Origin of the sequence: Streptomyces sp. NPDC006551 (assembly GCF_040611675.1) — a bacterium.
Taxonomy (GTDB): Bacteria; Actinomycetota; Actinomycetes; order Streptomycetales; family Streptomycetaceae; genus Streptomyces.
On the sequence record NZ_JBEXOT010000050.1, the window covers coordinates 22,891 to 44,493 of the forward strand.

Below are 21,603 nucleotides of genomic sequence, written 5' to 3' on the forward strand. Positions count from 1 at the left end.
CGCCGCACACCTGTGCCGGACGACATTTAAGGACGATCGTGCTGATTGCCGGGTTCCCCGCCGGGGCCTGGGGGACCAACTGCTATCTGGTCGCCCCCGCCGCCGGCGAGGAGTGCGTGATCATCGACCCGGGCCACCAGGCCGCCCAGGGGGTCGAGGAGACGCTCAAGAAGCATCGGCTCAAGCCCGTCGCCGTGGTCCTCACCCATGGACACATCGACCATGTCGCCTCCGTCGTCCCGGTCTGCGGCGCCCATGACGTACCCGCGTGGATCCACCCCGCCGACCGGTACATGATGAGCGACCCGGAGAAGGCCCTCGGCCGCTCCATCGGGATGCCGCTCATGGGCGAGCTCACCGTGGGCGAGCCGGACGACGTGCACGAGCTCACCGACGGCGCGAAGCTGGATCTCGCCGGACTCGAGTTCTCCGTCGCGCACGCGCCCGGTCATACCAAGGGGTCGGTGACCTTCCGGATGCCCCAGAGCCCGGAGATCCCCTCCGTGTTCTTCTCCGGGGATCTGCTCTTCGCCGGCTCCATCGGACGCACCGACCTGCCCGGCGGTGACATGGACGAGATGCTCGAATCGCTGGCCCGCGTGTGCCTGCCGCTCGACAACTCGACCGTGGTGCTGTCGGGACACGGTCCCCAGACGACCATCGGCCAGGAGCGCGCCACCAACCCGTATCTGCGGCAGGTGGCGGCAGTCCGTCAAGGACACGGCAGCGTTGACGCTCCCCGACGAGGAATGTGACGAGATCCACGTGAGCACCTTCAAGGCCCCCAAGGGCACCTTCGACCTCATCCCGCCGTACTCCGCCACGTATCTGGCTGTGCGCGACGCCATCTCCGGCCCGCTGCGGAAGTCCGGCTACGGCTATGTCGAGACGCCCGGCTTCGAGGACGTCGACCTGTTCGCCCGCGGCGTCGGTGAGTCCACCGACATCGTGACCAAGGAGATGTACACCCTCACCACCAAGGGCGGAGCCAACCTAGCGCTGCGCCCCGAAGGCACCGCCTCCGTGCTGCGCGCGGCCCTCGAGGCCAACATGCACAAGGCCGGCGGCCTCCCGGTGAAGCTCTGGTACTCCGGCTCGTACTACCGCTACGAGCGCCCGCAGAAGGGCCGCTACCGCCACTTCTCCCAGGTCGGTGCCGAGGCCATCGGCGCCGAGGACCCCGCCCTGGACGCCGAGCTGATCATCCTGGCCGACCAGGCGTACCGCTCGCTGGGCCTGCGGAACTTCCGCATCCTGCTGAACTCGCTCGGCGACAAGGAGTGCCGCCCGGCCTACCGCGAGGCGCTCCAGGGCTTCCTGCGCGGCCTCGACCTCGACGAGGAGACCCGCCGCCGCATCGAGATCAACCCGCTGCGCGTCCTCGACGACAAGCGGGCCGACGTCCAGAAGCAGCTCGTGGGGGCGCCGGCGCTGCGCGACCACCTGTGCGACGCGTGCAAGGCGTACCACTCCGAGGTGCGCGAGCTGCTCACGGCGGCGGGTGTGGCCTTCGAGGACGACGAGAAGCTGGTGCGCGGTCTCGACTACTACACGCGGACGACGTTCGAGTTCGTCCACGACGGCCTGGGCTCGCAGTCCGCGGTGGGCGGCGGCGGCCGCTACGACGGACTGTCCGAGATGATCGGCGGCCCGGCGCTCCCGTCGGTCGGCTGGGCGCTCGGCGTGGACCGCACCGTCCTGGCCCTGGAGGCCGAGGGCATCGAGCTGGACATTCCGCCGGCGACCAGCGTCTTCGCGGTCCCGTTGGGCGAGGAGGCGCGCCGGGTCCTGTTCGGGCTCGTCACCGAGCTGCGCAAGGCCGGCGTCGCGACCGACTTCGGTTACGGCGCCAAGGGCCTGAAGAGCCACATGAAGAACGCCAACCGTTCCGGTGCCCGGTTCGCCGTCGTCGCCGGCGAGCGCGACCTCGCCGAGGGCGTCGTCCAGCTCAAGGACATGGAGTCCGGCGAGCAGGAGCCGGTCGCCCTTGACAAGGTGATCACGGAGATCCAGGCGAAGCTGGCCTGATCCGCGGACGTACGCGACGAGGGGCCCGGACCGCGGAGAAGCGGTCCGGGCCCTCGTCGCGTACGGGCCCTGCCGTTCTTATGTCCATCGAACGGCGTGTACGGGTCCTCGTACGGCAGAATGATCGTGCCCAGAGCCCAGCGAACGACGGAAACGGCGATATGACGACAGCAGCGGTGGAGCGCGACGGCGGCACGATCGGCGCGAGCCGGGCCTTCGCCTGGATGCTGGTGATCACCGGAGCGGCCGGGCTGCTCGCCTCCTGGGTCATCACGATCGACAAGTTCAAGCTCCTGGAGGACCCGAACTTCACCCCGGGCTGCAGCCTCAACCCGATCGTCTCGTGCGGCAACATCATGAAGAGCGAGCAGGCGTCGGTCTTCGGTTTCCCCAACCCCATGCTCGGCCTCGTCACCTACGCCATGGTGATCGCGATCGGCGTCGCCCTCCTCGCGGGCGCCCGCCACCGCCGCTGGTACTGGCTCGGCCTGAACGCGGGCACGTTGTTCGGTGTCGGCTTCTGCACCTGGCTGATGTACCAGTCGCTGTACGAGATCAACTCGCTCTGCCTGTGGTGCTGCCTGGCCTGGGTCGCCACCATCGTCATGTTCTGGTATGTCACCTCGCACAACGTGCGCCGGGGCGTCATCCGGGCTCCCGGCGGTCTGCGGACCTTCTTCGAGGAGTTCACCTGGGTGCTGCCGGTGCTGCACATCGGGATCATCGGCATGCTGATCCTGACGCGCTGGTGGGACTTCTGGACCAGCTGACGGCCACCGGCCCGGCCGCGTTGTCAGTGGCGTGACCTAGGCTTCATGACGTGGAGCCCGACCTCTTTACCGCAGCCGCCGAAGAACGCCAGGAGAAGGACCCGTCCAGCAGCCCCCTGGCCGTCCGGATGCGCCCGCGCACCCTCGACGAGGTCCTCGGCCAGCGGCATCTGCTGAAGCCGGGGTCGCCGCTGCGCCGGCTCGTCGGGGAGGGCGGCGGGGGACCCGCCGGCGCCTCGTCGGTGATCCTCTGGGGCCCGCCCGGCATCGGCAAGACCACCCTCGCGTACGTCGTCTCCAAGGCGACCAACAAGCGCTTCGTGGAGCTCTCCGCGATCACCGCGGGCGTCAAGGAGGTCCGGACGGTCATCGACGGCGCCCGGCGCGCGGCCGGCGGCTACGGCAAGGAGACCGTCCTCTTCCTCGACGAGATCCACCGATTCTCCAAGGCCCAGCAGGACTCGCTGCTGCCCGCCGTGGAGAACCGCTGGGTGACGCTGATCGCGGCGACGACGGAGAACCCGTACTTCTCGATCATCTCCCCGCTGCTCTCGCGCTCGCTGCTGCTCACCCTCGAACCGCTCACCGACGACGATCTTCGCGATCTGCTCAAGCGGGCGCTGACCGAGGAACGGGGGCTCGGCGGGGCGGTCACGCTGCCCGAGGACGCCGAGGCGCATCTGCTGCGCATCGCCGGCGGTGACGCGCGCCGGGCGCTGACCGCCCTGGAGGCGGCTGCCGGCGCCGCCCTCGCCAAGGGCGAGCCGGAGATCACCCTCCAGACGGTCGAGGAGACCGTCGACCGCGCGGCGGTGAAGTACGACCGGGACGGTGACCAGCACTACGACGTGGCCAGCGCGCTGATCAAGTCGATCCGCGGCTCGGACGTGGACGCGGCGCTGCACTATCTGGCGCGGATGATCGAGGCGGGGGAGGACCCCCGTTTCATCGCGCGGCGCCTGATGATCTCGGCCAGCGAGGACATCGGCCTCGCCGATCCGACCGCCCTGCCGACGGCCGTGGCGGCCGCCCAGGCCGTCGCCATGATCGGTTTCCCCGAGGCCGCTCTGACCCTGTCCCACGCCACGATCGCCCTGGCCCTGGCACCCAAGTCGAACGCGGCGACCACCGCGATCTTCGCCGCCCAGGCGGACGTCCGCAACGGCCTGGCGGGCCCGGTCCCCGCCCACCTGCGGGACGGGCACTACAAGGGAGCGGCCAAACTGGGCCACGCCCAGGGGTATGTCTACCCGCACGACGTCCCCGGAGGCATCGCGGCCCAGCAGTACGCCCCGGACGCGGTCCACGGCAAGCGCTACTACGAACCGACCCGATACGGCGCCGAGGCGCGGTACGCGGACGTGGTGGAGAAGGTCCGCGAGCGCCTGCGCGGCGACGGCGGGTGAGTGGTGGGTGACGTCAGGCGCGGGCCGCGTCGAAGAGCCGGTGCATCTCGCGCCGCAGCCCGCTGACGTCCCGTACGGGCTCGGGGAAGTCGAAGCGCGCGTCGAAGCAGTGCTGCGGCCCGGAGCTGAAGCGGATCCGCAGCCCGAAGCGGTCCAGCGCCAGCGGTGCGACGTCCCTCATCGGCGCCACGACGGCCGAGCGCTCGCCGAGCAGCCCGCCCAGCGCGCGGACCTGCTCGCCATGGGCCGCGTGCAGATGCTGGAGCAGCTCGGTCTCGTGGGCGTGCAGGGGGTCGGGCGTCGCGGCGGCGAAGTCCTCCGGCTCGACGCGGGCGGTGCCCCACAGGTCGTCGACGCGGGCCTCGCCGACCTCGAGGCGCAGCATCATCCGGCCGGGCTCGGCGACGCCGGGCAGGCAGGTGAGCCAGCCCGAGACCCAGGCGCGGCCGCGGATGCGGTGCGGGACGGAGACCGGCGCGACGTCGGTGAGTTCGAGCACGACCGGCAGTTCGTCGTCCTGGGCGTGCGTCGCGGCCCGTACGGGCGGGGCGTCGGCGGGGAAGAGCAGGAAGACCTCGCCGTCCGGACCGACGGCCCTGGCCTCCGGTGTGAGCAGCTCGGGGCGGACCCCGTCGGTGCCCGGGATCAGGAGCACCGCGGAGCATGTACTCTGTACGAGAGTTCGTGTGCGCTCGGCTGCTGACGGCAGCCGTGCGATTTCAAGCCCGCTGGGACGCGGCTGACCATGAGCTGATCGGACCTCCGTCACATCGATGCCCTCCGCGGACGCGGAGGAAGCGTCGTTCATTGTGCTGCTGTCTGTGATGCGCGTGGTGTTCCCAGGGCGAGACATGCGATCTCCTTGAGTAAGGTGAGCCTAACCTAACCTACAACGGAGGTCTGGAGAACGTGCCTAACCAGTCGCGTCCCAAGGTCAAGAAGTCTCGCGCGCTCGGTATCGCGCTGACGCCGAAGGCTGTCAAGTACTTCGAAGCCCGCCCGTACCCGCCGGGCGAGCACGGCCGTGGCCGCAAGCAGAACTCGGACTACAAGGTCCGTCTGCTCGAGAAGCAGCGCCTGCGCGCTCAGTACGACATCAGCGAGCGCCAGATGGCGCGCGCCTACGACCGCGCCAAGAAGGCCGAAGGCAAGACGGGCGAGGCGCTGGTCGTCGAGCTCGAGCGTCGCCTCGACGCCCTGGTCCTGCGCTCGGGCATCGCCCGCACCATCTACCAGGCCCGCCAGATGGTCGTGCACGGTCACATCCAGGTCAACGGTGGCAAGGTCGACAAGCCGTCGTTCCGTGTCCGTCCCGACGACGTCGTGATGGTCCGCGAGCGCTCCCGCGAGAAGCCCCTGTTCCAGGTCGCCCGCGAGGGTGGCTTCGCCCCCGACGGTGAGACCCCGCGCTACCTGCAGGTCAACCTGAAGGCCCTGGCCTTCCGCCTCGACCGCGACCCGAACCGCAAGGAAATCCCGGTCATCTGCGACGAGCAGCTGGTCGTCGAGTACTACGCCCGCTGATCCTGGGCCCCTCCCGGCCCCGGCTGGAGGAGTAGTACCGCACACTCCGCGGTTCTCAGCCCGCCGCTTCCCCACCCTTCCCGGTGGGGGAGCCGGCGGGCTTCCGCGTTCCCGGGACGGTCCGACTCCGCGGAGGGGAGGACTCCGCGCGCGCCTCTCCGGTGGCCGGATCCCGTCGCTCGGCGAGCGCCCGGGCCACGGTCTCCTCCAGCGAGAGGCCCCGCCCCTCCCGTACCGCCGCGGCGTAGCGCTCCGCGCCGAGCAGCTCGGTCGCCTGCTGTTCGCACAGCGCCCGCGGCCCGCCGAACGAAACCGATCCGAACAGCCGCAGCCCCACCGAGTCCCACACCGGCAGAGTCGCGCCCTGCAGCACCGCCGCCTCCGCCGGATCGCCCTCGCTCGCCGTCACCAGCGCGAGCAGCTCGATCGCGAGGACGAGTCCGACCAGGTCATGGAACCGGTGGTCGATGGTGATGCACTCGCCGAGCAGCTCGCGCGCCTCGCCATGGGCGCCCCGGGTCCACGCCGCGTACGCCAGCACATAGAGCGCGTACGCCCGCGTCCAGAGCTCCCCGCGCTCCTCGCAGATCTCCCGCACTTCGGCGCACAACGCGACCGCGCTCTCCAGATCGCCCTGGAAGACCCGGACCATCGCCAACTCGACCTGGCCCATCAGCACGTTGCTGTTCAGCTCGCCCAGCTCCCGATACGCCTCAAGAGCCCGGCCGAACAGCTCCTCCGCCCGGACCATGTCGTTCGAGAGCAGCGCCAGACAGCCCATCCGGTGCGTCGCGTACGCCTCCGCGATCGCGTTGCCCGCGAAACGGGCCCGCTCGCCGCACTCGTGCAGCGCCGCCACCGCCGCCGTGCCGTCTCCCTGCAGGATCGCCACATAGCCGAGCACCCACAGTGCCTTGAGCCGGGCGTGCTCGTCCCCGTCCTCGTCCTCCGAGCCGAGCGCCAGCGCCCGGTCCAGCCAGTGCCGGCCCTCCGACAGACGCCCGCACCCCACCCAGTAGAACCAGAGCGTCCCCGCCAGATGCCGCGCCAGACGCGCCTCGTCCGGCTGCTCCAGACAGAGCTCGAAGGCCGCCCGCAGATGGGGCAGCGCCGCCTCCGTGCTCGCCGCGACCTCGGCCTGACGCGGACCGAACCATTCCAGCTCACACCACGTGGCGAGGCCCGTGTACCAGTCGCGGTGCCGTCGGCGCATCCGCTCGGTGTCCTCCAGCGCCGCCAGCCATTCCGCCCCGTACGCGGCGACCGTGTCCAGCATCCGGTAACGCGGGCCCGCCGGGCCGTCCTCACGCGAGAGGAGCGACTGGGCGAGCAGGCCCCCCAGCACGTCGAGCACCCGCTCGGGGGGAAGCTCGGGGCCACCGCAGACGTACTCCACCGCCTCCAGGTCGAACGGCCCCGCGAAGACCGAGAGGCGCGCCCACAGCAGCCGCTCCTCGGGGGTGCACAGCTCATGACTCCAGCCGATCGCCGTGCGCAGGGTCTGATGGCGGGGCTGCGCCCCGCGCACCCCGCCCGTGAGCAGCCGGAAGCGGTCGTCGAGCCGGCGCGACACCTGCTCCACCGTGAGCAGCGGCATCCGGGCGGCCGCCAGCTCCAGAGCCAGCGGAATCCCGTCAAGGCGCCGGCACAGCTCCCGGACGGCGGCGCCGTCGCCGGGATCGCCCGGGGCCGGAGACGTCACGCCCGCACCGGCGACCCGTTCCCCGAAGAGCGCCACCGCGTCCTCGTCGTCCATCGGCGCCAGCGTGAAGACCGCCTCCCCGTCCACCCGCAGCGGACGGCGGCCCACCGCGAGCACGGTCAGACCGGGGGAGTGCAGCAGCAACTCCCGTACGAGGGGCGCGCACTCCTCCACCAGGTGCTCGAAACCGTCCACGACCAGCAGCAGCCGGCGCTCCGCCAGATGCTCGATCAGCGCCTGGCGCGGTGCGCGCGGGGTGTGGTCGGTCAGGCCCAGCGCCTCCACCAGCGCGTGGGCCACCAGCTCCGGGTCCCGCAGCGCCGAGAGCTCGGCGAGCCACACGCCGTCGGCGTAGCGTTGCCGCGCCTCCGCCGCGATCCGCAGCGCAAGCCGTGTCTTGCCGACCCCTCCGACCCCGACGACCGTCACCAGCCGGAACTCCTCGAGGAGCCGGGCCAGTTCGTCCCGCTCGCCGGCCCGTCCGACGAACCGGTTCAACTCCGCCGGGAGATTGCTCCTTCGCATGGGACACGGAGCGTACCCATCCCGCCGCACTCCGTACAATCGGACCGCGCGAGACCCGCCTAGGGGCCCGTAATGCGGTACGGCGAAAGACCGCGGGCGCGATAGGGTCGGAGGACGACTTTTCGCAAGCCCCAACGACAGCAGAGAGCGGTGCGGAGTGACCGGTGGAGAGGTTGCCGGGATTCTGGTGGCCGTGTTCTGGGCGATTCTCGTCTCCTTCCTCGCCGTGGTGCTGGCGAGACTGGCGCAGACGCTCAAGGCGACCACCAAGCTCGTCGCGGACGTGACCGAGCAGGCCGTCCCGCTGCTCGCCGACGCCTCGGCGACCGTGCGGTCGGCACAGACCCAGCTCGACCGGGTCGACGCGATCGCCTCGGACGTCCAGGAGGTCACCTCCAACGCCTCGGCGCTCTCCACGACCGTCGCCTCCACCTTCGGCGGTCCGCTCGTCAAGGTCGCGGCCTTCGGCTACGGCGTGCGCAAGGCGCTCGGCCGAGGCCGCGAGGAGGCGGCCCCGGCGGCCCGGACGACCTCGCGCCGTACCGTGATCGTCGGCCGCACCGTGCCGTCGGCGAGGCGCCGGAAGCAGAAGGGCTGAGCCGCGATGTTCCGCCGTACGTTCTGGTTCACCGCGGGCGCCGCAGCCGGCGTGTGGGCCACCACCAAGGTCAACCGGAAGCTCAAGCAGCTCACCCCGGAGAGCCTCGCCGCGCAGGCGGCGAACAAGGCGATCGAGACCGGTCACCGGCTCAAGGACTTCGCCCTCGACGTCAGGGCGGGCATGGTCCAGCGGGAGGCCGAACTCGGCGAGGCGCTCGGCATCGAGGCACCCGTCGACGCGGCCGCCGACCACGAACTCGCCGGGCCGCGCCGCAGGGCCGCGCTCGACCCCACCGCACCGGCGTCCCGGACGCGCAAGAAGACGTATCCGTACCCCACGATCACGTACAACCGGAATGAGGACCACTAATGGAGTCGGCTGAAATCCGCCGCCGCTGGCTGAGCTTCTTCGAGGAGCGCGGTCACACCGTCGTCCCTTCGGCGTCGCTCATCGCGGACGACCCGACTCTGCTCCTCGTCCCCGCCGGCATGGTGCCGTTCAAGCCCTACTTCCTGGGTGAGGTCAAGCCGCCGTTCCCGCGCGCCTCCAGCGTGCAGAAGTGCGTGCGCACGCCGGACATCGAAGAGGTCGGCAAGACCACCCGCCACGGCACCTTCTTCCAGATGTGCGGCAACTTCTCCTTCGGCGACTACTTCAAGGAAGGCGCCATCAAGCTCGCCTGGGAGCTGCTGACCACCTCGGTGGAGCACGGCGGCTACGGGCTCGAGCCGGAGAAGCTCTGGATCACGGTCTACCAGGACGACGATGAGGCCGAGCAGATCTGGCGCGACGTCGTCGGTGTCCCGGCCGAGCGGATCCAGCGCCTGGGCAAGAAGGACAACTTCTGGTCCATGGGCGTCCCCGGCCCCTGCGGTCCGTGCTCCGAGATCAACTACGACCGCGGTCCGGACTTCGGCGTCGAGGGCGGCCCGGCCGTCAACGACGAGCGGTACGTGGAGATCTGGAACCTGGTCTTCATGCAGTACGAGCGCGGCCAGGGCACCGGCAAGGACGACTTCGAGATCCTCGGCGACCTCCCCTCGAAGAACATCGACACCGGTCTCGGTCTCGAGCGCCTGGCGATGATCCTCCAGGGCGTACAGAACATGTACGAGACCGACACCCTCAAGGTCGTCATCGACAAGGCCACCGAGCTCACCGGTGTCGCCTACGGCAAGGCCCACGACAGCGACGTCTCGCTGCGTGTGGTGGCCGACCACATGCGTACGTCCGTGATGCTGATCGGTGACGGCGTCACCCCCGGCAACGAGGGCCGCGGCTATGTGCTGCGCCGCATCATGCGCCGCGCCGTCCGCAACATGCGTCTGCTCGGCGCCACCGGTCCGGTCGTCCAGGACCTCGTCGACGTGGTGATCGACACCATGGGCGAGCAGTACCCGGAGCTGGTCACCGACCGCAAGCGGATCGAGACCGTCGCCCTCGCCGAGGAGGCCGCCTTCCTCAAGGCCCTCAAGGGCGGCACCAACATCCTCGACACCGCCGTGACCGAGACCAAGGCCGCCGGCGGCACGGTCCTCGCCGGCGAGAAGGCGTTCCTGCTCCACGACACCTGGGGCTTCCCGATCGACCTCACCCTGGAGATGGCCGCCGAGCAGGGCCTCTCCGTGGACGAGGCCGGGTTCCGCCGCCTGATGCAGGAGCAGCGCGAGCGCGCCAAGGCCGACGCCAAGGCCAAGAAGACCGGTCACGCCGACGTGACCGCCTACCGCGAGATCGCCGACAGTAACGGTGCCACCGAGTTCACCGGCTACACCAACACCGAGGGCGAGACCACGGTCGTCGGCCTGCTGGTCAACGGTGTGCCGTCGCCCGCCGCCACCGAGGGCGACGAGGTCGAGGTCGTCCTCGACCGCACCCCGTTCTACGCCGAGGGTGGCGGCCAGCAGGCCGACACCGGCCGGATCCGGCTCCACAGCGGTGCCGTCATCGAGGTCCGCGACGTCCAGCAGCCGGTCCCCGGTGTCTCCGTGCACAAGGGCTCGGTGCAGGTCGGCGAGGTGACCGTCGGCTCCACCGCCTACGCCACCATCGACGTCCGCCGCCGCCGGGCCATCGCCCGCGCCCACAGCGCCACGCACCTCACGCACCAGGCGCTGCGCGACGCCCTCGGTCCGACGGCCGCCCAGGCCGGTTCGGAGAACTCCCCGGGCCGCTTCCGCTTCGACTTCGGTTCGCCGAACGCCGTGCCCGGCACCGTGCTGACCGATGTCGAGCAGAAGATCAACGAGGTCCTCGCCCGGGAACTCGACGTGCACGCCGAGGTCATGTCCATCGACGAGGCCAAGCGACAGGGCGCCATCGCCGAGTTCGGCGAGAAGTACGGCGAGCGGGTCCGCGTGGTGACCATCGGCGACTTCTCCAAGGAGCTGTGCGGCGGTACGCACGTCCGCAACACCGCCCAGCTCGGCCTGGTGAAGCTGCTCGGCGAGTCGTCGATCGGCAGTGGCGTGCGCCGTGTCGAGGCCCTCGTGGGTGTCGACGCGTACAACTTCCTCGCCAAGGAGCACACGGTCGTCGCCCAGCTGCAGGAGCTGATCAAGGGCCGCTCCGAGGAGCTGCCCGAGAAGATCTCCGCCATGCTCGGCAAGCTGAAGGACGCCGAGAAGGAGATCGAGAAGTTCCGCGCGGAGAAGGTCCTGCAGGCCGCCGCCGGTCTCGTCTCCGGCGCCAAGGACGTCCGGGGCGTCGCCCTGGTCACCGGCCAGGTCCCCGACGGCACCTCCGCCGACGACCTGCGCAAGCTGGTCCTCGACGTCCGCGGCCGCATCCCGGGCGACCGCCCCGCCGTCGTGGCTCTGTTCACCACGGCCAACGGCCGTCCGCTGACGGTCATCGCCACCAACGAGGCCGCCCGTGAACGCGGCCTCAAGGCCGGCGAGCTGGTCCGCACGGCCGCCAAGACCCTCGGCGGCGGCGGTGGCGGCAAGCCGGACGTCGCCCAGGGCGGCGGTCAGAACCCGGAGGCCGTCGGCGACGCCATCGACGCCGTCGAGCGCATGGTCGGGGAAACCGCCTGATGCGACGCGGCCGTCGTCTCGCGATCGACGTCGGGGACGCCCGGATCGGGGTCGCCTCGTGCGACCCCGACGGGGTCCTCGCCACTCCGGTGGAGACCGTGCCGGGACGCGACGTCCCGGCCGCCCACCGACGGCTGCGGCAGATCGTCGAGGAGTACGAACCGATCGAGATCGTGGTCGGCCTGCCTCGCTCCCTCTCCGGGCGCGAGGGGCCGGCCGCGGCCAAGGTCCGCCGCTTCGCCCAGGAGATGGCCAAGGGGGTGGCGCCCGTACCGGTGCGCCTGGTCGACGAGCGGATGACGACCGTGACGGCGACTCAGGGGCTGCGGGCCTCGGGCATGACATCGAAGAAGGGCCGCTCCGTCATCGATCAGGCCGCCGCTGTGATCATCCTCCAGAACGCTCTTGAGTCCGAACGGGTATCAGGTAATCCGCCCGGTGAGGGCGTCGAAGTGGTCATCTGATCGCGATACGGTAACGTTCCGCGCGATGCGGCGGTGTTCGAACAGCTGCCGCACTACGTAGAGGCGGACCGTTCCGGATGCCTCGCGGCTGTTTGGGGATCGATGACTGAGTATGGCCGGGGCCCCGGCTCCGAACCGTGGCACCCCGCGGACCCGCTCTACGGGGACCAGGGGTGGGAAGGTCAGCAGCAGTACCCGCAGCAGGCGCAGTACGGCCACCAGGACCCGTACGGTCAGGGGCACGGCGGGCACGGCGGGCACGGCGGCCAGGAGCAGGGCTACGACGCTCAGTACCAGCAGCCCCAGGCTCCTCAGCAGTACAACGATCAGCAGTATGTTGATCAGACGTACGGCGGGCAGGCGCAGGAGTACGACACGCCCGGGTACCCCGCACAGCAGTACGACGCGAGCTGGGAGTCGAGCCAGGCGGCCATGTCGTACGGCACCACTCCCGCCGATCCGTACGGCGGACAGAACCCGGATCTCTACGGCACCCCCGAGGCCTACCCCCCGCCGCAGCCGCCTGGCCGGCGCCAGGAGCCGCCGGAGCCGGTCACGGACTGGGAGGCGGAGGAGCCGGAGGAGGAGCGGCACCCCTTCTTCACCGGTGAGGACGGCCCCGAGGACGACGAGGAACCGGCGGGCAACCGCTCGTCCCGCGGCGGGCGCGACCGCCGCGGCAAGGGCAAGGGCAGGGGCGGCAAGGGCAGGAAGAGCAAGAACGGCGTGGCCTGCCTGGTCGTCGCCCTCGTCCTCGTCGGCGGAGTCGGCGGCATCGGTTACTTCGGCTACCAGTTCTGGCAGGGCCAGTTCGGCGACGCGCCCGACTACGCGGGTAGCGGCAGCGGCTCGGTCCAGGTCGAGATCCCCAGGGGCGCCCTCGGCTACGACATCGGCAACATCCTGAAGAAGGCCGGTGTCGTCAAGAGCGTCGACGCGTTCGTCTCGGCGCAGCAGAAGAACCCCAAGGGGCGGTCGATCCAGGCCGGCGTCTACACGCTGAAGAAGGAGATGTCGGCGGAGAGCGCCGTCTCCTTGCTGCTCAGCCCGGCGAGCCAGGCCAACTTCGTCATCCCCGAGGGCAAGCGGAACGCCTGGGTGTACGACCAGCTGGACAAGCGCCTCGATCTCGAGGCGGGCACCACCAAGGACATCGCCAAGGCCAAGGCGAACGACCTCGGCCTGCCCGACTGGGCCAAGAACCACGAGAACGTCAAGGACCCGCTGGAAGGCTTCCTCTTCCCCGCGAGCTACCCCGTCGCCAAGGGCAACAAGCCCGAGGACGTCCTGCGCAAGATGGTGGGCCGCGCCAACCAGGAGTACGGCAAGCTCGACCTGGAGGCCAAGTCCAGGCAGCTCGGACTCAAGGGTCCGTGGGAGCTCGTCACGGTCGCCAGCCTCGTCCAGGCCGAGGGCAAGACGCACGACGACTTCACCAAGATGGCCGAGGTCATCTACAACCGGCTCAGCCCGGAGAACACGGAGACCAACCGGCTCCTCCAGTTCGACTCGTCGTACAACTATCTGATGGGCCAGAGCAAGATCAAGATCGGCCGCGACGAGATCAACAGCAACCCGGACCCGTACAACACCTACAAGCAGACGGGTCTGACGCCCGGACCCATCGGCAACCCCGGAGCCGAGGCGCTGGTGGCCGCGCTGAATCCGACGAAGGAAGGCTGGATGTACTTCGTCGCGACCGACGGCATGAGCAAGACCGAATTCGCCAGAACGCTCGCCGACCACGACAAGCTCGTCGAGAAGTTCAACGCCTCCGGGAGCAACTGATGTCCTCGACACGGCGCGCGGCCGTCCTCGGCTCGCCCATCGCCCACTCGCTCTCCCCGGTGCTCCACCGGGCGGCGTACACCGCGCTGGGCCTGGAGAACTGGTCGTACGACCGCTTCGAGGTGGACGAGGCCGGGCTCCCCGGCTTCGTCGCCGGCCTCGACGACTCCTGGGCGGGCCTTTCGCTGACCATGCCGCTGAAGCGGGCGATCATCCCGCTGCTCGACGAGATCAGTGACACGGCGGCCTCGGTCGAGGCGGTGAACACCGTCGTCTTCACGGGAGACGGCCGCCGGATCGGCGACAACACCGACATCCCGGGCATGATCGCGGCCCTGCGGGAGAGGGGCATCGAGAAGGTCGAGTCCGCCGCGATCCTCGGCGCCGGCGCCACCGCCTCCTCGGCGCTCGCCGCGCTCGCACGGATCTGCGGCGGCCCGGTCACCGCCTACGTCCGCAGCGAGGCGCGCGCGGCGGAGATGCGGGGCTGGGGCGAACGGCTCGGCGTCGACGTCCGCACCGCCGCGTGGGAGGACGCCGACCAGGCGTTCGCCGCACCGCTCGTCGTCGCGACCACCCCGGCCGGCACCACCGACGCACTCGCCGCGGCCGTCCCCGGCGCCCCCGGCACGCTCTTCGACGTCCTGTACGACCCGTGGCCGACCGCGCTCGCCGCGGCGTGGTCCGACCGCGGCGGCAAGGTGGTCGGCGGCCTCGACCTCCTCGTCCACCAGGCCGTGCTCCAGGTCGAACAGATGACGGGCGCCGCCTCGGCGCCCCTGGCGGCGATGCGAGCCGCGGGGGAGCGGGCGCTCGGCGAGCGTTGAGCGGCCGGCTCGGACGCCCTGAGCCGCCCAACTGATGCCCGACCTGACATGCTGCGTCCGATACCTGGACCGGCGAGCGGGTTCCCGCCCCGGACGTGGGAGGATCGGATACGGCGGGCTCGGGCCGCGCACCCGTTCGCGCCGCAGCAGTTCCAGGCGCGAGCATGAGGAGCATCGTTGAGCAGGTTGCGTTGGCTGACCGCTGGGGAGTCCCACGGACCCGCGCTGGTCGCGACGCTGGAGGGCCTTCCCGCCGGCGTCCCCGTCACCACCGAACTGGTGGCGGACCACCTCGCGCGGCGGCGCCTCGGCTATGGGCGCGGCGCCCGGATGAAGTTCGAGCAGGACGAGGTCACCTTCCTCGGCGGCGTCCGGCACGGGCTCTCCCTCGGCTCCCCGATCGCCGTGATGGTCGGCAACACCGAGTGGCCGAAGTGGGAGAAGGTGATGTCGGCGGACCCCGTCGACCCCGCCGAACTCAAGGAGACGGGCCGCAACGCGCCCCTGACCCGGCCCCGTCCCGGCCACGCCGACCTCGCCGGCATGCAGAAGTACGGCTTCGACGAGGCCCGGCCGATCCTGGAGCGCGCCAGCGCCCGGGAGACAGCCGCCCGTGTGGCCCTCGGTGCCGTCGCGCGGTCGTTCCTCAAGGAGGCCGCCGGGATCGAGATCGTCTCGCACGTCGTCGAACTCGCCGCCGCGAAGGCGCCGTACGGGGTGTACCCCAAGCCCTCCGACGTCGAGAAGCTGGACGCCGATCCGGTGCGCTGTCTGGACGCGGACGCGTCGAAGGCGATGGTCGCGGAGATCGATCAGGCCCACAAGGACGGTGACACCCTGGGCGGTGTCGTCGAGGTGCTGGCCTACGGCGTTCCCGTCGGGCTCGGCTCGCACGTGCACTGGGACCGGCGGCTCGACGCCCGCCTCGCCGCCGCGCTGATGGGCATCCAGGCGATCAAGGGCGTCGAGGTCGGCGACGGCTTCGAGCTGGCGCGTGTGCCCGGCTCGCAGGCGCACGACGAGATCGTGAGGACCGAGGAGGGCATCAGGCGCACCTCCGGCCGCTCCGGCGGTACGGAGGGTGGTCTGACCACCGGCGAACTGCTCCGCGTACGGGCGGCGATGAAGCCGATCGCGACCGTCCCGCGCGCGCTGGCCACCGTCGACGTCGTCACCGGTGAGGCCGCTCAGGCTCATCACCAGCGCTCCGACGTGTGCGCGGTCCCGGCTGCCGGGATCGTCGCCGAGGCGATGGTCGCGCTCGTGCTCGCGGACGCGGTCGTGGAGAAGTTCGGTGGGGACAGCGTTCCCGAGACCCGCCGCAATGTCCGGTCGTACCTCGACAACCTCCAGATCCGGTGAGCGGACCGCTGGTCGTCCTGGTCGGGCCGATGGGCTCCGGCAAGTCCACGGTGGGCGCGCTCCTGGCCGAACTCCTCGACGCGCCCTACCGGGACACCGACGCCGACATCGTCGCCGCCCAGGGCCGGGAGATCTCGGACATCTTCATCGAGGACGGGGAGGAGCACTTCCGCGCCCTCGAACGCGAGGCCGTACACAAGGCGGTCGCCGAGCATGAGGGAGTCCTCGCGCTCGGCGGCGGCGCCGTCCTCGACGCCGGCACCCGCGCCCTGCTCACCGGGCTGCCCGTCGCCTATCTCTCGATGGACGTCGACGAGGCGGTCCGCCGCGTCGGTCTCAACACCGCGCGGCCGCTGCTCGCCGTCAACCCGCGCCGTCAGTGGCGCGAGCTGATGGAGGCGCGGCGCCACCTCTACACCGAAGTCGCACGCGTCGTCGTCGCCACGGACGAACGCACCCCCGAAGAGGTCGCGAGCGCGGTCCTCGACGCACTGGAGCTGAAGAAGGACGTATGACGGACCAGGAAGTGACCCGTATCCAGGTCGGCGGCTCGGCGGGCACGGATCCGTACGAGGTGCTGGTGGGCCGGCAGCTGCTCGGTGAGCTGCCCGCCCTGATCGGTGCGAAGGCCAAGCGGGTGGCCGTGATCCACCCCGAGGCGCTCGCCGAGACGGGCGAGGCGCTGCGGGCCGACCTCGCCGACCAGGGCTTCGAGGCCGTCGCCATCCAGGTGCCGAACGCCGAGGAGGCCAAGACCGTCGAGGTCGCGGCGTACTGCTGGAAGGCGCTCGGTCAGACCGGCTTCACCCGCACCGACGTCATCGTCGGCGTCGGCGGCGGTGCCACCACCGACCTCGCCGGGTTCGTGGCGGCGACCTGGCTGCGGGGCGTGCGCTGGATCGCCGTCCCGACCACCGTCCTCGCCATGGTGGACGCGGCCGTCGGCGGCAAGACCGGCATCAACACCGCCGAGGGCAAGAACCTCGTCGGCGCCTTCCACCCGCCCGCCGGGGTGCTCTGCGACCTGGCGGCGCTGGACTCGCTGCCGGTCAACGACTACGTCAGCGGGCTGGCGGAGATCATCAAGGCGGGCTTCATCGCCGACCCCGTGATCCTCGATCTGGTGGAGGAGGATCCGCAGGCGGCTCGTACGCCCGCCGGACCGCACACTGCCGAGCTGATCGTCCGCTCGATCCGGGTCAAGGCGGAGGTCGTCTCCGGCGACCTGAAGGAGTCGGGCCTGCGGGAGATCCTCAACTACGGCCACACGCTCGCCCACGCGATCGAGAAGAACGAGCGGTACAAGTGGCGGCACGGTGCCGCCGTCTCCGTCGGCATGGTCTTCGCCGCCGAACTCGGCCGGCTCGCCGGCCGGCTCGACGACGCCACCGCCGACCGGCACCGCACCGTCCTGGAGTCGGTCGGCCTGCCGCTGACCTACCGCGGCGACCAGTGGCCCAAGCTGCTCGAGACCATGAAGGTCGACAAGAAGTCCCGGGGCGACCTGCTGCGCTTCATCGTCCTCGACGGCCTCGGCAAGCCGACCGTCCTGGAGGGCCCCGACCCGGCGGTGCTCGTCGCGGCCTACGGCGAGGTGTCCGCGTGAGCGAGCTCCGCCCCGTTCTGGTGCTGAACGGCCCGAACCTCGGCCGGCTCGGCTCCCGCGAACCCGACATCTACGGCGCCACGTCCTACACGGGCCTTGCGGACTCCTGCCGGACACTCGGCGCCGAGCTGGGCTTCGACGTGGAGGTCCGGGAGACCAACGACGAGGGCGAGATGATCCGCTGGCTGCACGAGGCGGCGGACGGTTCGTTTCCGGTCGTCCTCAACCCCGGTGCGTTCACGCACTACTCGTACGGAATGCGCGACGCGGCCGCCCAGCGGACCGCCCCGCTGATCGAGGTGCACATCTCGAATCCGTACACCAGGGAGGAATTCCGGCACACCTCGGTTGTTGCTGCCGTGGCCACCGGGACCATCGCCGGGTTCGGGATCGGTTCGTACCGGCTGGCGCTGCGGGCGCTCGCCGAGGAACTGACCGGCTGACAGCGAACGGGCCCGCCCGAAGGGCACTGTGGACCGCCCCCGGCCGTTCCCCCTGTGGGGGCCGGGGGCGGTAACGTTCCTGGAAGTATCGGCCGTACGAGACGGAGTGGCACCGGATGCAGCACGCAGTGGGGGCTCCGTTGCCACCGCCCGAGCGCTCGGGATGGGCAGCGGCCCAGGGCGGACACCAGGCGCGGTCCCCGCAGTCCCGTCAGTCCCCTCAGGCGCCGCCTCAGCACCCCTCGGCGCCCCACACCCACCCCACTCCCGCGCATCCGGGGGCGGCCCCGCACCCGGCGCCGCAGGGGCACCACCCCGCCCCGCAGGGACCGCCGCCGTCCCCGCCCGCACCGGGCTGGGCCGCCGGAGGGATGCCGCCGCATCCCGGACCACCGCACCCGCCCCAGCAGGCGCCCGCCCACCTCGGCCCGCCGCGGGACACCACCGCGCACGTCCAGCTGCCGCCCGTCGGCATACCCGCCGCGCCGCACGCCGAGGCCGGTACCGGCACCGCGACCCTCGCCGTCCTGCTGATCGGCCCGGCCGGAGCGGGCAAGACGACCGTCGCCCGTCACTGGGCACAGCGCCGTCGCGTCCCCACGGCGCACATCAGCCTCGACGACGTCCGCGAATGGGTCTGCTCCGGCTTCGCCGACCCGCAGTCGGGCTGGAACGAGCACTCCGAGGCCCAGTACCGCCTCGCCCGCCGCACCTGTGGCTTCGCCGCCCGCAACTTCCTCGCCAACGGCATCTCCTGCATCCTCGACGACGCCGTCTTCCCGGACCGCCCCGTCGTCGGCCTCGGCGGCTGGAAGCGGCACGTCGGCCCCGGCCTGCTTCCGGTCGTCCTGCTGCCGGGCCTGGAGATCGTCCTGGAGCGCAACGCGGAACGCAGCGGCAACCGGCGTCTGTCGGACGAGGAGGTCGCGTCCATCCACGGCCGGATGGCGGGCTGGTACGGCTCCGGCCTGCCGATCATCGACAACTCCAAGTACGACGTGGAGACGACCGCCCGCGTCCTCGACGAGGTCCTGGCCCGCTCCATAGCCAGCCCGCCCGCCTGGTAGCCCGCCCGCCTGGTGGCCCGACTGCCTGGCAGTCCGGGTGGCTCACCTGCCCGCCCGCCTGGGCGGCTCACCGCCCGCCCGGCTCGCCCGCCTCGGCCGCCCGCCGCCGGATCCCCCGGCTCGCCCGCCCGGCTCCGGTCGACCGGGCTCCGGCCCCCGCGGTGCTGGAGGGATCCGTCCGGCGATGGTCCGGTCGGCCGCGCTGAGCGAGCCGGGGCGCCCAGCCCCTCGTAGGCTCGGAACATGTCAGAGGTGTATGCGGACCGCCGTGTGCGGCTGCGCGACCGGTGCGCGGCAGCGGGCAGCCCGGCGGCCCTGGTCTCCCGCCCCGCAAACGTCCGCTATCTCGCGGGTGCTTCGCCCCCAGGGGCCGTCCTGCTGGTCGGCCCGGACGAGGACGTACTGCTCTGTCCCGTCCCGCCCGGCGGCGATCCGGCCGACGGACGGCTCGACGAACTGCTCCGCCAGGCAGTTCTGCCCGTGGGCAGCGGTGATCCAGCCGTAGCGGCCGTCGACTTCGCCCGCAAGGCGGGCGCGGACGCCCTCGCCGTCGAGGAGCACCATCTGACGGTCGCCCGGCACCGGGCCATGGGCTCGATCGCGCCCCAGCTCCGCCTCGCCGACCTCCGTGGGGCCGTGGAGCAGCTGCGGATCGTCAAGGACGAGGACGAGATCGCCTGTCTGCGGATCGCCGCCGAGATCGCCGACCAGGCCCTCGGCGAACTCCTCGAATCCATCCTGGTCGGCCGGACCGAGCGCCATCTCGCCCTGGAGCTGGAGCGGCGGCTCGTCGACCACGGTGCGGACGGAGCCGCGTTCCCGACCTCCGTCGCCACCGGTCCGAACTCCGGCCGCAGCGGCCACCGGCCCTCCGACCGCCGGGTCGAGGAGGGTGATTTCCTGTCGGTCTGCCTCGGCGCCGACTACCGCGGCTACCGCTGCGAGATCGGCCGTACCTTCGTCATCGGCACGACTCCGGCGGACTGGCAGATCGAGCTCTACGACCTCGTCTTCGCCGCTCAGCGGGCCGGGCGCGAGTCGCTCGTACCCGGCGCGGAGTACCGCGAAGTGGACCACGCCGCCCGCCACATCCTGGACGCCGCGGGCCACTCGGAAGCCGTTCCCCCGCTCATCGGGCACGGCGTCGGCCTTGAAATCGACGAGGACCCGCAGCTCGCACCCTCGGCCATGGGTAAACTGGACGCTTGTGTGCCGGTCACCGTCGAACCGGGGGTCCACCTCCCGGGCCGGGGCGGGGTCCGGATCGATGACACGCTCGTCGTGCGCCAGGAGGCGGACGGCGGACCCGAGCTACTCACCATTACGACCAAGGAGCTGCTCGCGCTGTAGGGCGCGTACGCCTCTCTGGTCCCACGTCAGTCCAGGAGATTCCGCAACCGTGGCTTCCACGAACGACCTCAAGAACGGCATGGTGCTCAAGCTCGACGGGGACCAGCTCTGGTCCGTCGTCGAGTTCCAGCACGTCAAGCCCGGCAAGGGCCCGGCCTTCGTGCGCACCAAGCTCAAGAACGTGCTCTCCGGCAAGGTCGTCGACAAGACCTTCAACGCCGGTGTGAAGGTCGAGACGGCCACCATCGACCGCCGCGACATGCAGTTCTCGTACATGGACGGCGACTACTTCGTCTTCATGGACATGCAGACGTACGACCAGCTGCACGTCGACCGCAAGGCCGTCGGGGACGCCGCCAACTTCCTGATCGAGGGCTTCACCGCCTCCGTCGCGCAGCACGAGGGCTCGGTGCTCTACGTCGAGCTCCCCGCCGCCGTCGAGCTGACCATCCAGCACACCGACCCGGGCGTCCAGGGCGACCGGTCCACCGGCGGCACCAAGCCGGCCACGCTGGAGACCGGCCACGAGATCCAGGTCCCGCTCTTCATCACCACCGGTGAGAAGATCAAGGTCGACACCCGCACGAGCGACTACCTCGGCCGGGTGAACAGCTAACCGTGGCTGCCCGCAGCAACGCCCGTAAGCGCGCCTTCCAGATCCTCTTCGAGGCCGACCAGCGCGGCGCGTCCGTGCAGCAGGTCCTCGCGGACTGGGTACGGCACGCTCGCTCCGACGACCGGCAGCCCGCGGTCAACGAGTTCACGATGCAGCTGGTCGAGGGATACGCGGACCACGTGGACCGTATCGACGATCTCATCGCCACCTACGCGGTGGACTGGGACCTGGACCGGATGCCGGTCGCCGACCGGAACATCGTGCGCCTCGGCGCGTACGAACTGATCTGGCTGGACGAGACGCCGGACGCGGTGGCGATCGACGAGGCGGTGCAGCTCGCCAAGGAGTTCTCCACCGACGAGTCCCCGACCTTCGTCAACGGCCTGCTGGCCCGCTTCAAGGACCTGAAGCCACGCCTGCGCCGGGACGCCTGACCCAGGCATTCCCCGGCAGTCGAAGGGGCCCGCAGCACCATGTGCTGCGGGC

The 21,603-nt window shown here is 71.0% G+C and carries 21 protein-coding genes; 19 read left to right on the top strand and 2 right to left on the bottom strand.

What is annotated here, in order from left to right:
• Window positions 1-38: 38 nt before the first annotated feature.
• The 4 genes from ABZY12_RS29915 (at window position 39) to ABZY12_RS29930 (ending at window position 4,204) form a co-directional block, all read left to right on the top strand.
• On the top strand, window positions 39-755 hold the full coding sequence (locus ABZY12_RS29915) for an MBL fold metallo-hydrolase (protein ID WP_356895770.1): 717 nt from the start codon (window positions 39-41) through the stop codon (window positions 753-755).
• Window positions 756-765: 10 nt separating this feature from the next.
• The gene (gene hisS, locus ABZY12_RS29920; RefSeq protein ID WP_356895772.1) at window positions 766-2,028 is read left to right on the top strand and encodes a histidine--tRNA ligase; all 1,263 of its coding nucleotides are present in this window, start codon (window positions 766-768) and stop codon (window positions 2,026-2,028) included.
• 161 nt (window positions 2,029-2,189) lie between these two features.
• Window positions 2,190-2,798 carry a vitamin K epoxide reductase family protein gene (locus ABZY12_RS29925; protein WP_356895774.1) on the top strand — a complete coding sequence of 203 codons (609 nt, stop codon included), beginning with the start codon at window positions 2,190-2,192 and terminating at the stop codon, window positions 2,796-2,798.
• A gap of 50 nt (window positions 2,799-2,848) precedes the next feature.
• Complete coding sequence (locus ABZY12_RS29930; RefSeq protein ID WP_356895776.1) at window positions 2,849-4,204, top strand: replication-associated recombination protein A; 1,356 nt, start codon at window positions 2,849-2,851, stop codon at window positions 4,202-4,204.
• A 13-nt stretch (window positions 4,205-4,217) separates the two neighbouring features.
• On the opposite strand, the gene ABZY12_RS29935 is transcribed toward ABZY12_RS29930, so the two are convergent.
• Window positions 4,218-4,913, bottom strand: a complete 696-nt coding sequence (locus tag ABZY12_RS29935) for a DUF2470 domain-containing protein (protein ID WP_356895804.1) — start codon at window positions 4,911-4,913, stop codon at window positions 4,218-4,220.
• Window positions 4,914-5,113: 200 nt separating this feature from the next.
• Between ABZY12_RS29935 and rpsD the strand changes: the two genes are divergently transcribed.
• Window positions 5,114-5,728 (top strand): 30S ribosomal protein S4, encoded by a 615-nt coding sequence (rpsD, locus tag ABZY12_RS29940; RefSeq protein ID WP_260230400.1) that lies wholly within the window; start codon window positions 5,114-5,116, stop codon window positions 5,726-5,728.
• 55 nt (window positions 5,729-5,783) lie between these two features.
• Here rpsD and ABZY12_RS29945 read toward each other — a convergent pair whose 3' ends face one another.
• Window positions 5,784-7,955 carry an AAA family ATPase gene (locus ABZY12_RS29945; RefSeq protein WP_356895779.1) on the bottom strand — a complete coding sequence of 724 codons (2,172 nt, stop codon included), beginning with the start codon at window positions 7,953-7,955 and terminating at the stop codon, window positions 5,784-5,786.
• Between the two features lie 157 nt (window positions 7,956-8,112).
• Between ABZY12_RS29945 and ABZY12_RS29950 the strand changes: the two genes are divergently transcribed.
• From ABZY12_RS29950 to nusB, 14 genes are all read left to right on the top strand, one after another.
• Window positions 8,113-8,553, top strand: a complete 441-nt coding sequence (locus ABZY12_RS29950; protein ID WP_356895781.1) for a DUF948 domain-containing protein — start codon at window positions 8,113-8,115, stop codon at window positions 8,551-8,553.
• A gap of 6 nt (window positions 8,554-8,559) precedes the next feature.
• Entirely contained in the window at window positions 8,560-8,925 is a 366-nt protein-coding gene (locus ABZY12_RS29955) for a DUF6167 family protein (protein ID WP_356895783.1), read from the top strand.
• Complete coding sequence (alaS, locus tag ABZY12_RS29960; protein ID WP_356895785.1) at window positions 8,925-11,594, top strand: alanine--tRNA ligase; 2,670 nt, start codon at window positions 8,925-8,927, stop codon at window positions 11,592-11,594. Before ABZY12_RS29955 ends, alaS begins: the two co-directional genes overlap by 1 nt.
• Window positions 11,594-12,058, top strand: coding sequence for a Holliday junction resolvase RuvX (gene ruvX / locus ABZY12_RS29965; protein WP_356895787.1), 465 nt, complete (start codon window positions 11,594-11,596; stop codon window positions 12,056-12,058). Before alaS ends, ruvX begins: the two co-directional genes overlap by 1 nt.
• Window positions 12,059-12,160: 102 nt before the next feature.
• Window positions 12,161-13,846 (top strand): endolytic transglycosylase MltG, encoded by a 1,686-nt coding sequence (mltG, locus tag ABZY12_RS29970; RefSeq protein ID WP_356895789.1) that lies wholly within the window; start codon window positions 12,161-12,163, stop codon window positions 13,844-13,846.
• Entirely contained in the window at window positions 13,846-14,673 is an 828-nt protein-coding gene (locus ABZY12_RS29975) for a shikimate dehydrogenase (RefSeq protein ID WP_356895791.1), read from the top strand. The genes mltG and ABZY12_RS29975 overlap by 1 nt, the downstream gene beginning before the upstream one ends.
• Window positions 14,674-14,850: 177 nt before the next feature.
• The gene (gene aroC, locus ABZY12_RS29980) at window positions 14,851-16,035 is read left to right on the top strand and encodes a chorismate synthase (RefSeq protein ID WP_356895793.1); all 1,185 of its coding nucleotides are present in this window, start codon (window positions 14,851-14,853) and stop codon (window positions 16,033-16,035) included.
• Between the two features lie 29 nt (window positions 16,036-16,064).
• On the top strand, window positions 16,065-16,550 hold the full coding sequence (locus ABZY12_RS29985) for a shikimate kinase (protein WP_356895806.1): 486 nt from the start codon (window positions 16,065-16,067) through the stop codon (window positions 16,548-16,550).
• Complete coding sequence (aroB, locus tag ABZY12_RS29990; RefSeq protein ID WP_356895794.1) at window positions 16,547-17,641, top strand: 3-dehydroquinate synthase; 1,095 nt, start codon at window positions 16,547-16,549, stop codon at window positions 17,639-17,641. The genes ABZY12_RS29985 and aroB overlap by 4 nt, the downstream gene beginning before the upstream one ends.
• Window positions 17,638-18,084 carry a type II 3-dehydroquinate dehydratase gene (gene aroQ, locus ABZY12_RS29995; protein ID WP_356895796.1) on the top strand — a complete coding sequence of 149 codons (447 nt, stop codon included), beginning with the start codon at window positions 17,638-17,640 and terminating at the stop codon, window positions 18,082-18,084. Before aroB ends, aroQ begins: the two co-directional genes overlap by 4 nt.
• Window positions 18,085-18,200: 116 nt before the next feature.
• On the top strand, window positions 18,201-19,151 hold the full coding sequence (locus tag ABZY12_RS30000; protein ID WP_356895798.1) for an AAA family ATPase: 951 nt from the start codon (window positions 18,201-18,203) through the stop codon (window positions 19,149-19,151).
• A gap of 243 nt (window positions 19,152-19,394) precedes the next feature.
• The gene (locus ABZY12_RS30005; protein WP_356895800.1) at window positions 19,395-20,501 is read left to right on the top strand and encodes an aminopeptidase P family protein; all 1,107 of its coding nucleotides are present in this window, start codon (window positions 19,395-19,397) and stop codon (window positions 20,499-20,501) included.
• Between the two features lie 49 nt (window positions 20,502-20,550).
• On the top strand, window positions 20,551-21,117 hold the full coding sequence (gene efp / locus ABZY12_RS30010; protein WP_215071963.1) for an elongation factor P: 567 nt from the start codon (window positions 20,551-20,553) through the stop codon (window positions 21,115-21,117).
• 2 nt (window positions 21,118-21,119) lie between these two features.
• Window positions 21,120-21,551: a transcription antitermination factor NusB gene (gene nusB, locus ABZY12_RS30015; RefSeq protein ID WP_356895802.1), complete on the top strand. Its 432-nt coding sequence runs from the start codon at window positions 21,120-21,122 to the stop codon at window positions 21,549-21,551.
• Window positions 21,552-21,603: the final 52 nt, after the last annotated feature.

Excerpts from the sequence above, each read along its gene's own strand:
- ABZY12_RS29925 (WP_356895774.1), top strand. The coding sequence starts at position 2,190 with ATGACGACAGCAGCGGTGGAGCGCGACGGCGGCACGATCGGCGCGAGC.
- ABZY12_RS29945 (WP_356895779.1), bottom strand. The coding sequence starts at position 7,955 with ATGCGAAGGAGCAATCTCCCGGCGGAGTTGAACCGGTTCGTCGGACGG.
- ABZY12_RS29955 (WP_356895783.1), top strand. The coding sequence starts at position 8,560 with ATGTTCCGCCGTACGTTCTGGTTCACCGCGGGCGCCGCAGCCGGCGTG.
- alaS (WP_356895785.1), top strand. The coding sequence starts at position 8,925 with ATGGAGTCGGCTGAAATCCGCCGCCGCTGGCTGAGCTTCTTCGAGGAG.
- ruvX (WP_356895787.1), top strand. The coding sequence starts at position 11,594 with ATGCGACGCGGCCGTCGTCTCGCGATCGACGTCGGGGACGCCCGGATC.
- mltG (WP_356895789.1), top strand. The coding sequence starts at position 12,161 with ATGACTGAGTATGGCCGGGGCCCCGGCTCCGAACCGTGGCACCCCGCG.
- ABZY12_RS29975 (WP_356895791.1), top strand. The coding sequence starts at position 13,846 with ATGTCCTCGACACGGCGCGCGGCCGTCCTCGGCTCGCCCATCGCCCAC.
- ABZY12_RS29985 (WP_356895806.1), top strand. The coding sequence starts at position 16,065 with ATGGGCTCCGGCAAGTCCACGGTGGGCGCGCTCCTGGCCGAACTCCTC.
- aroB (WP_356895794.1), top strand. The coding sequence starts at position 16,547 with ATGACGGACCAGGAAGTGACCCGTATCCAGGTCGGCGGCTCGGCGGGC.
- ABZY12_RS30000 (WP_356895798.1), top strand. The coding sequence starts at position 18,201 with ATGCAGCACGCAGTGGGGGCTCCGTTGCCACCGCCCGAGCGCTCGGGA.
- ABZY12_RS30005 (WP_356895800.1), top strand. The coding sequence starts at position 19,395 with ATGTCAGAGGTGTATGCGGACCGCCGTGTGCGGCTGCGCGACCGGTGC.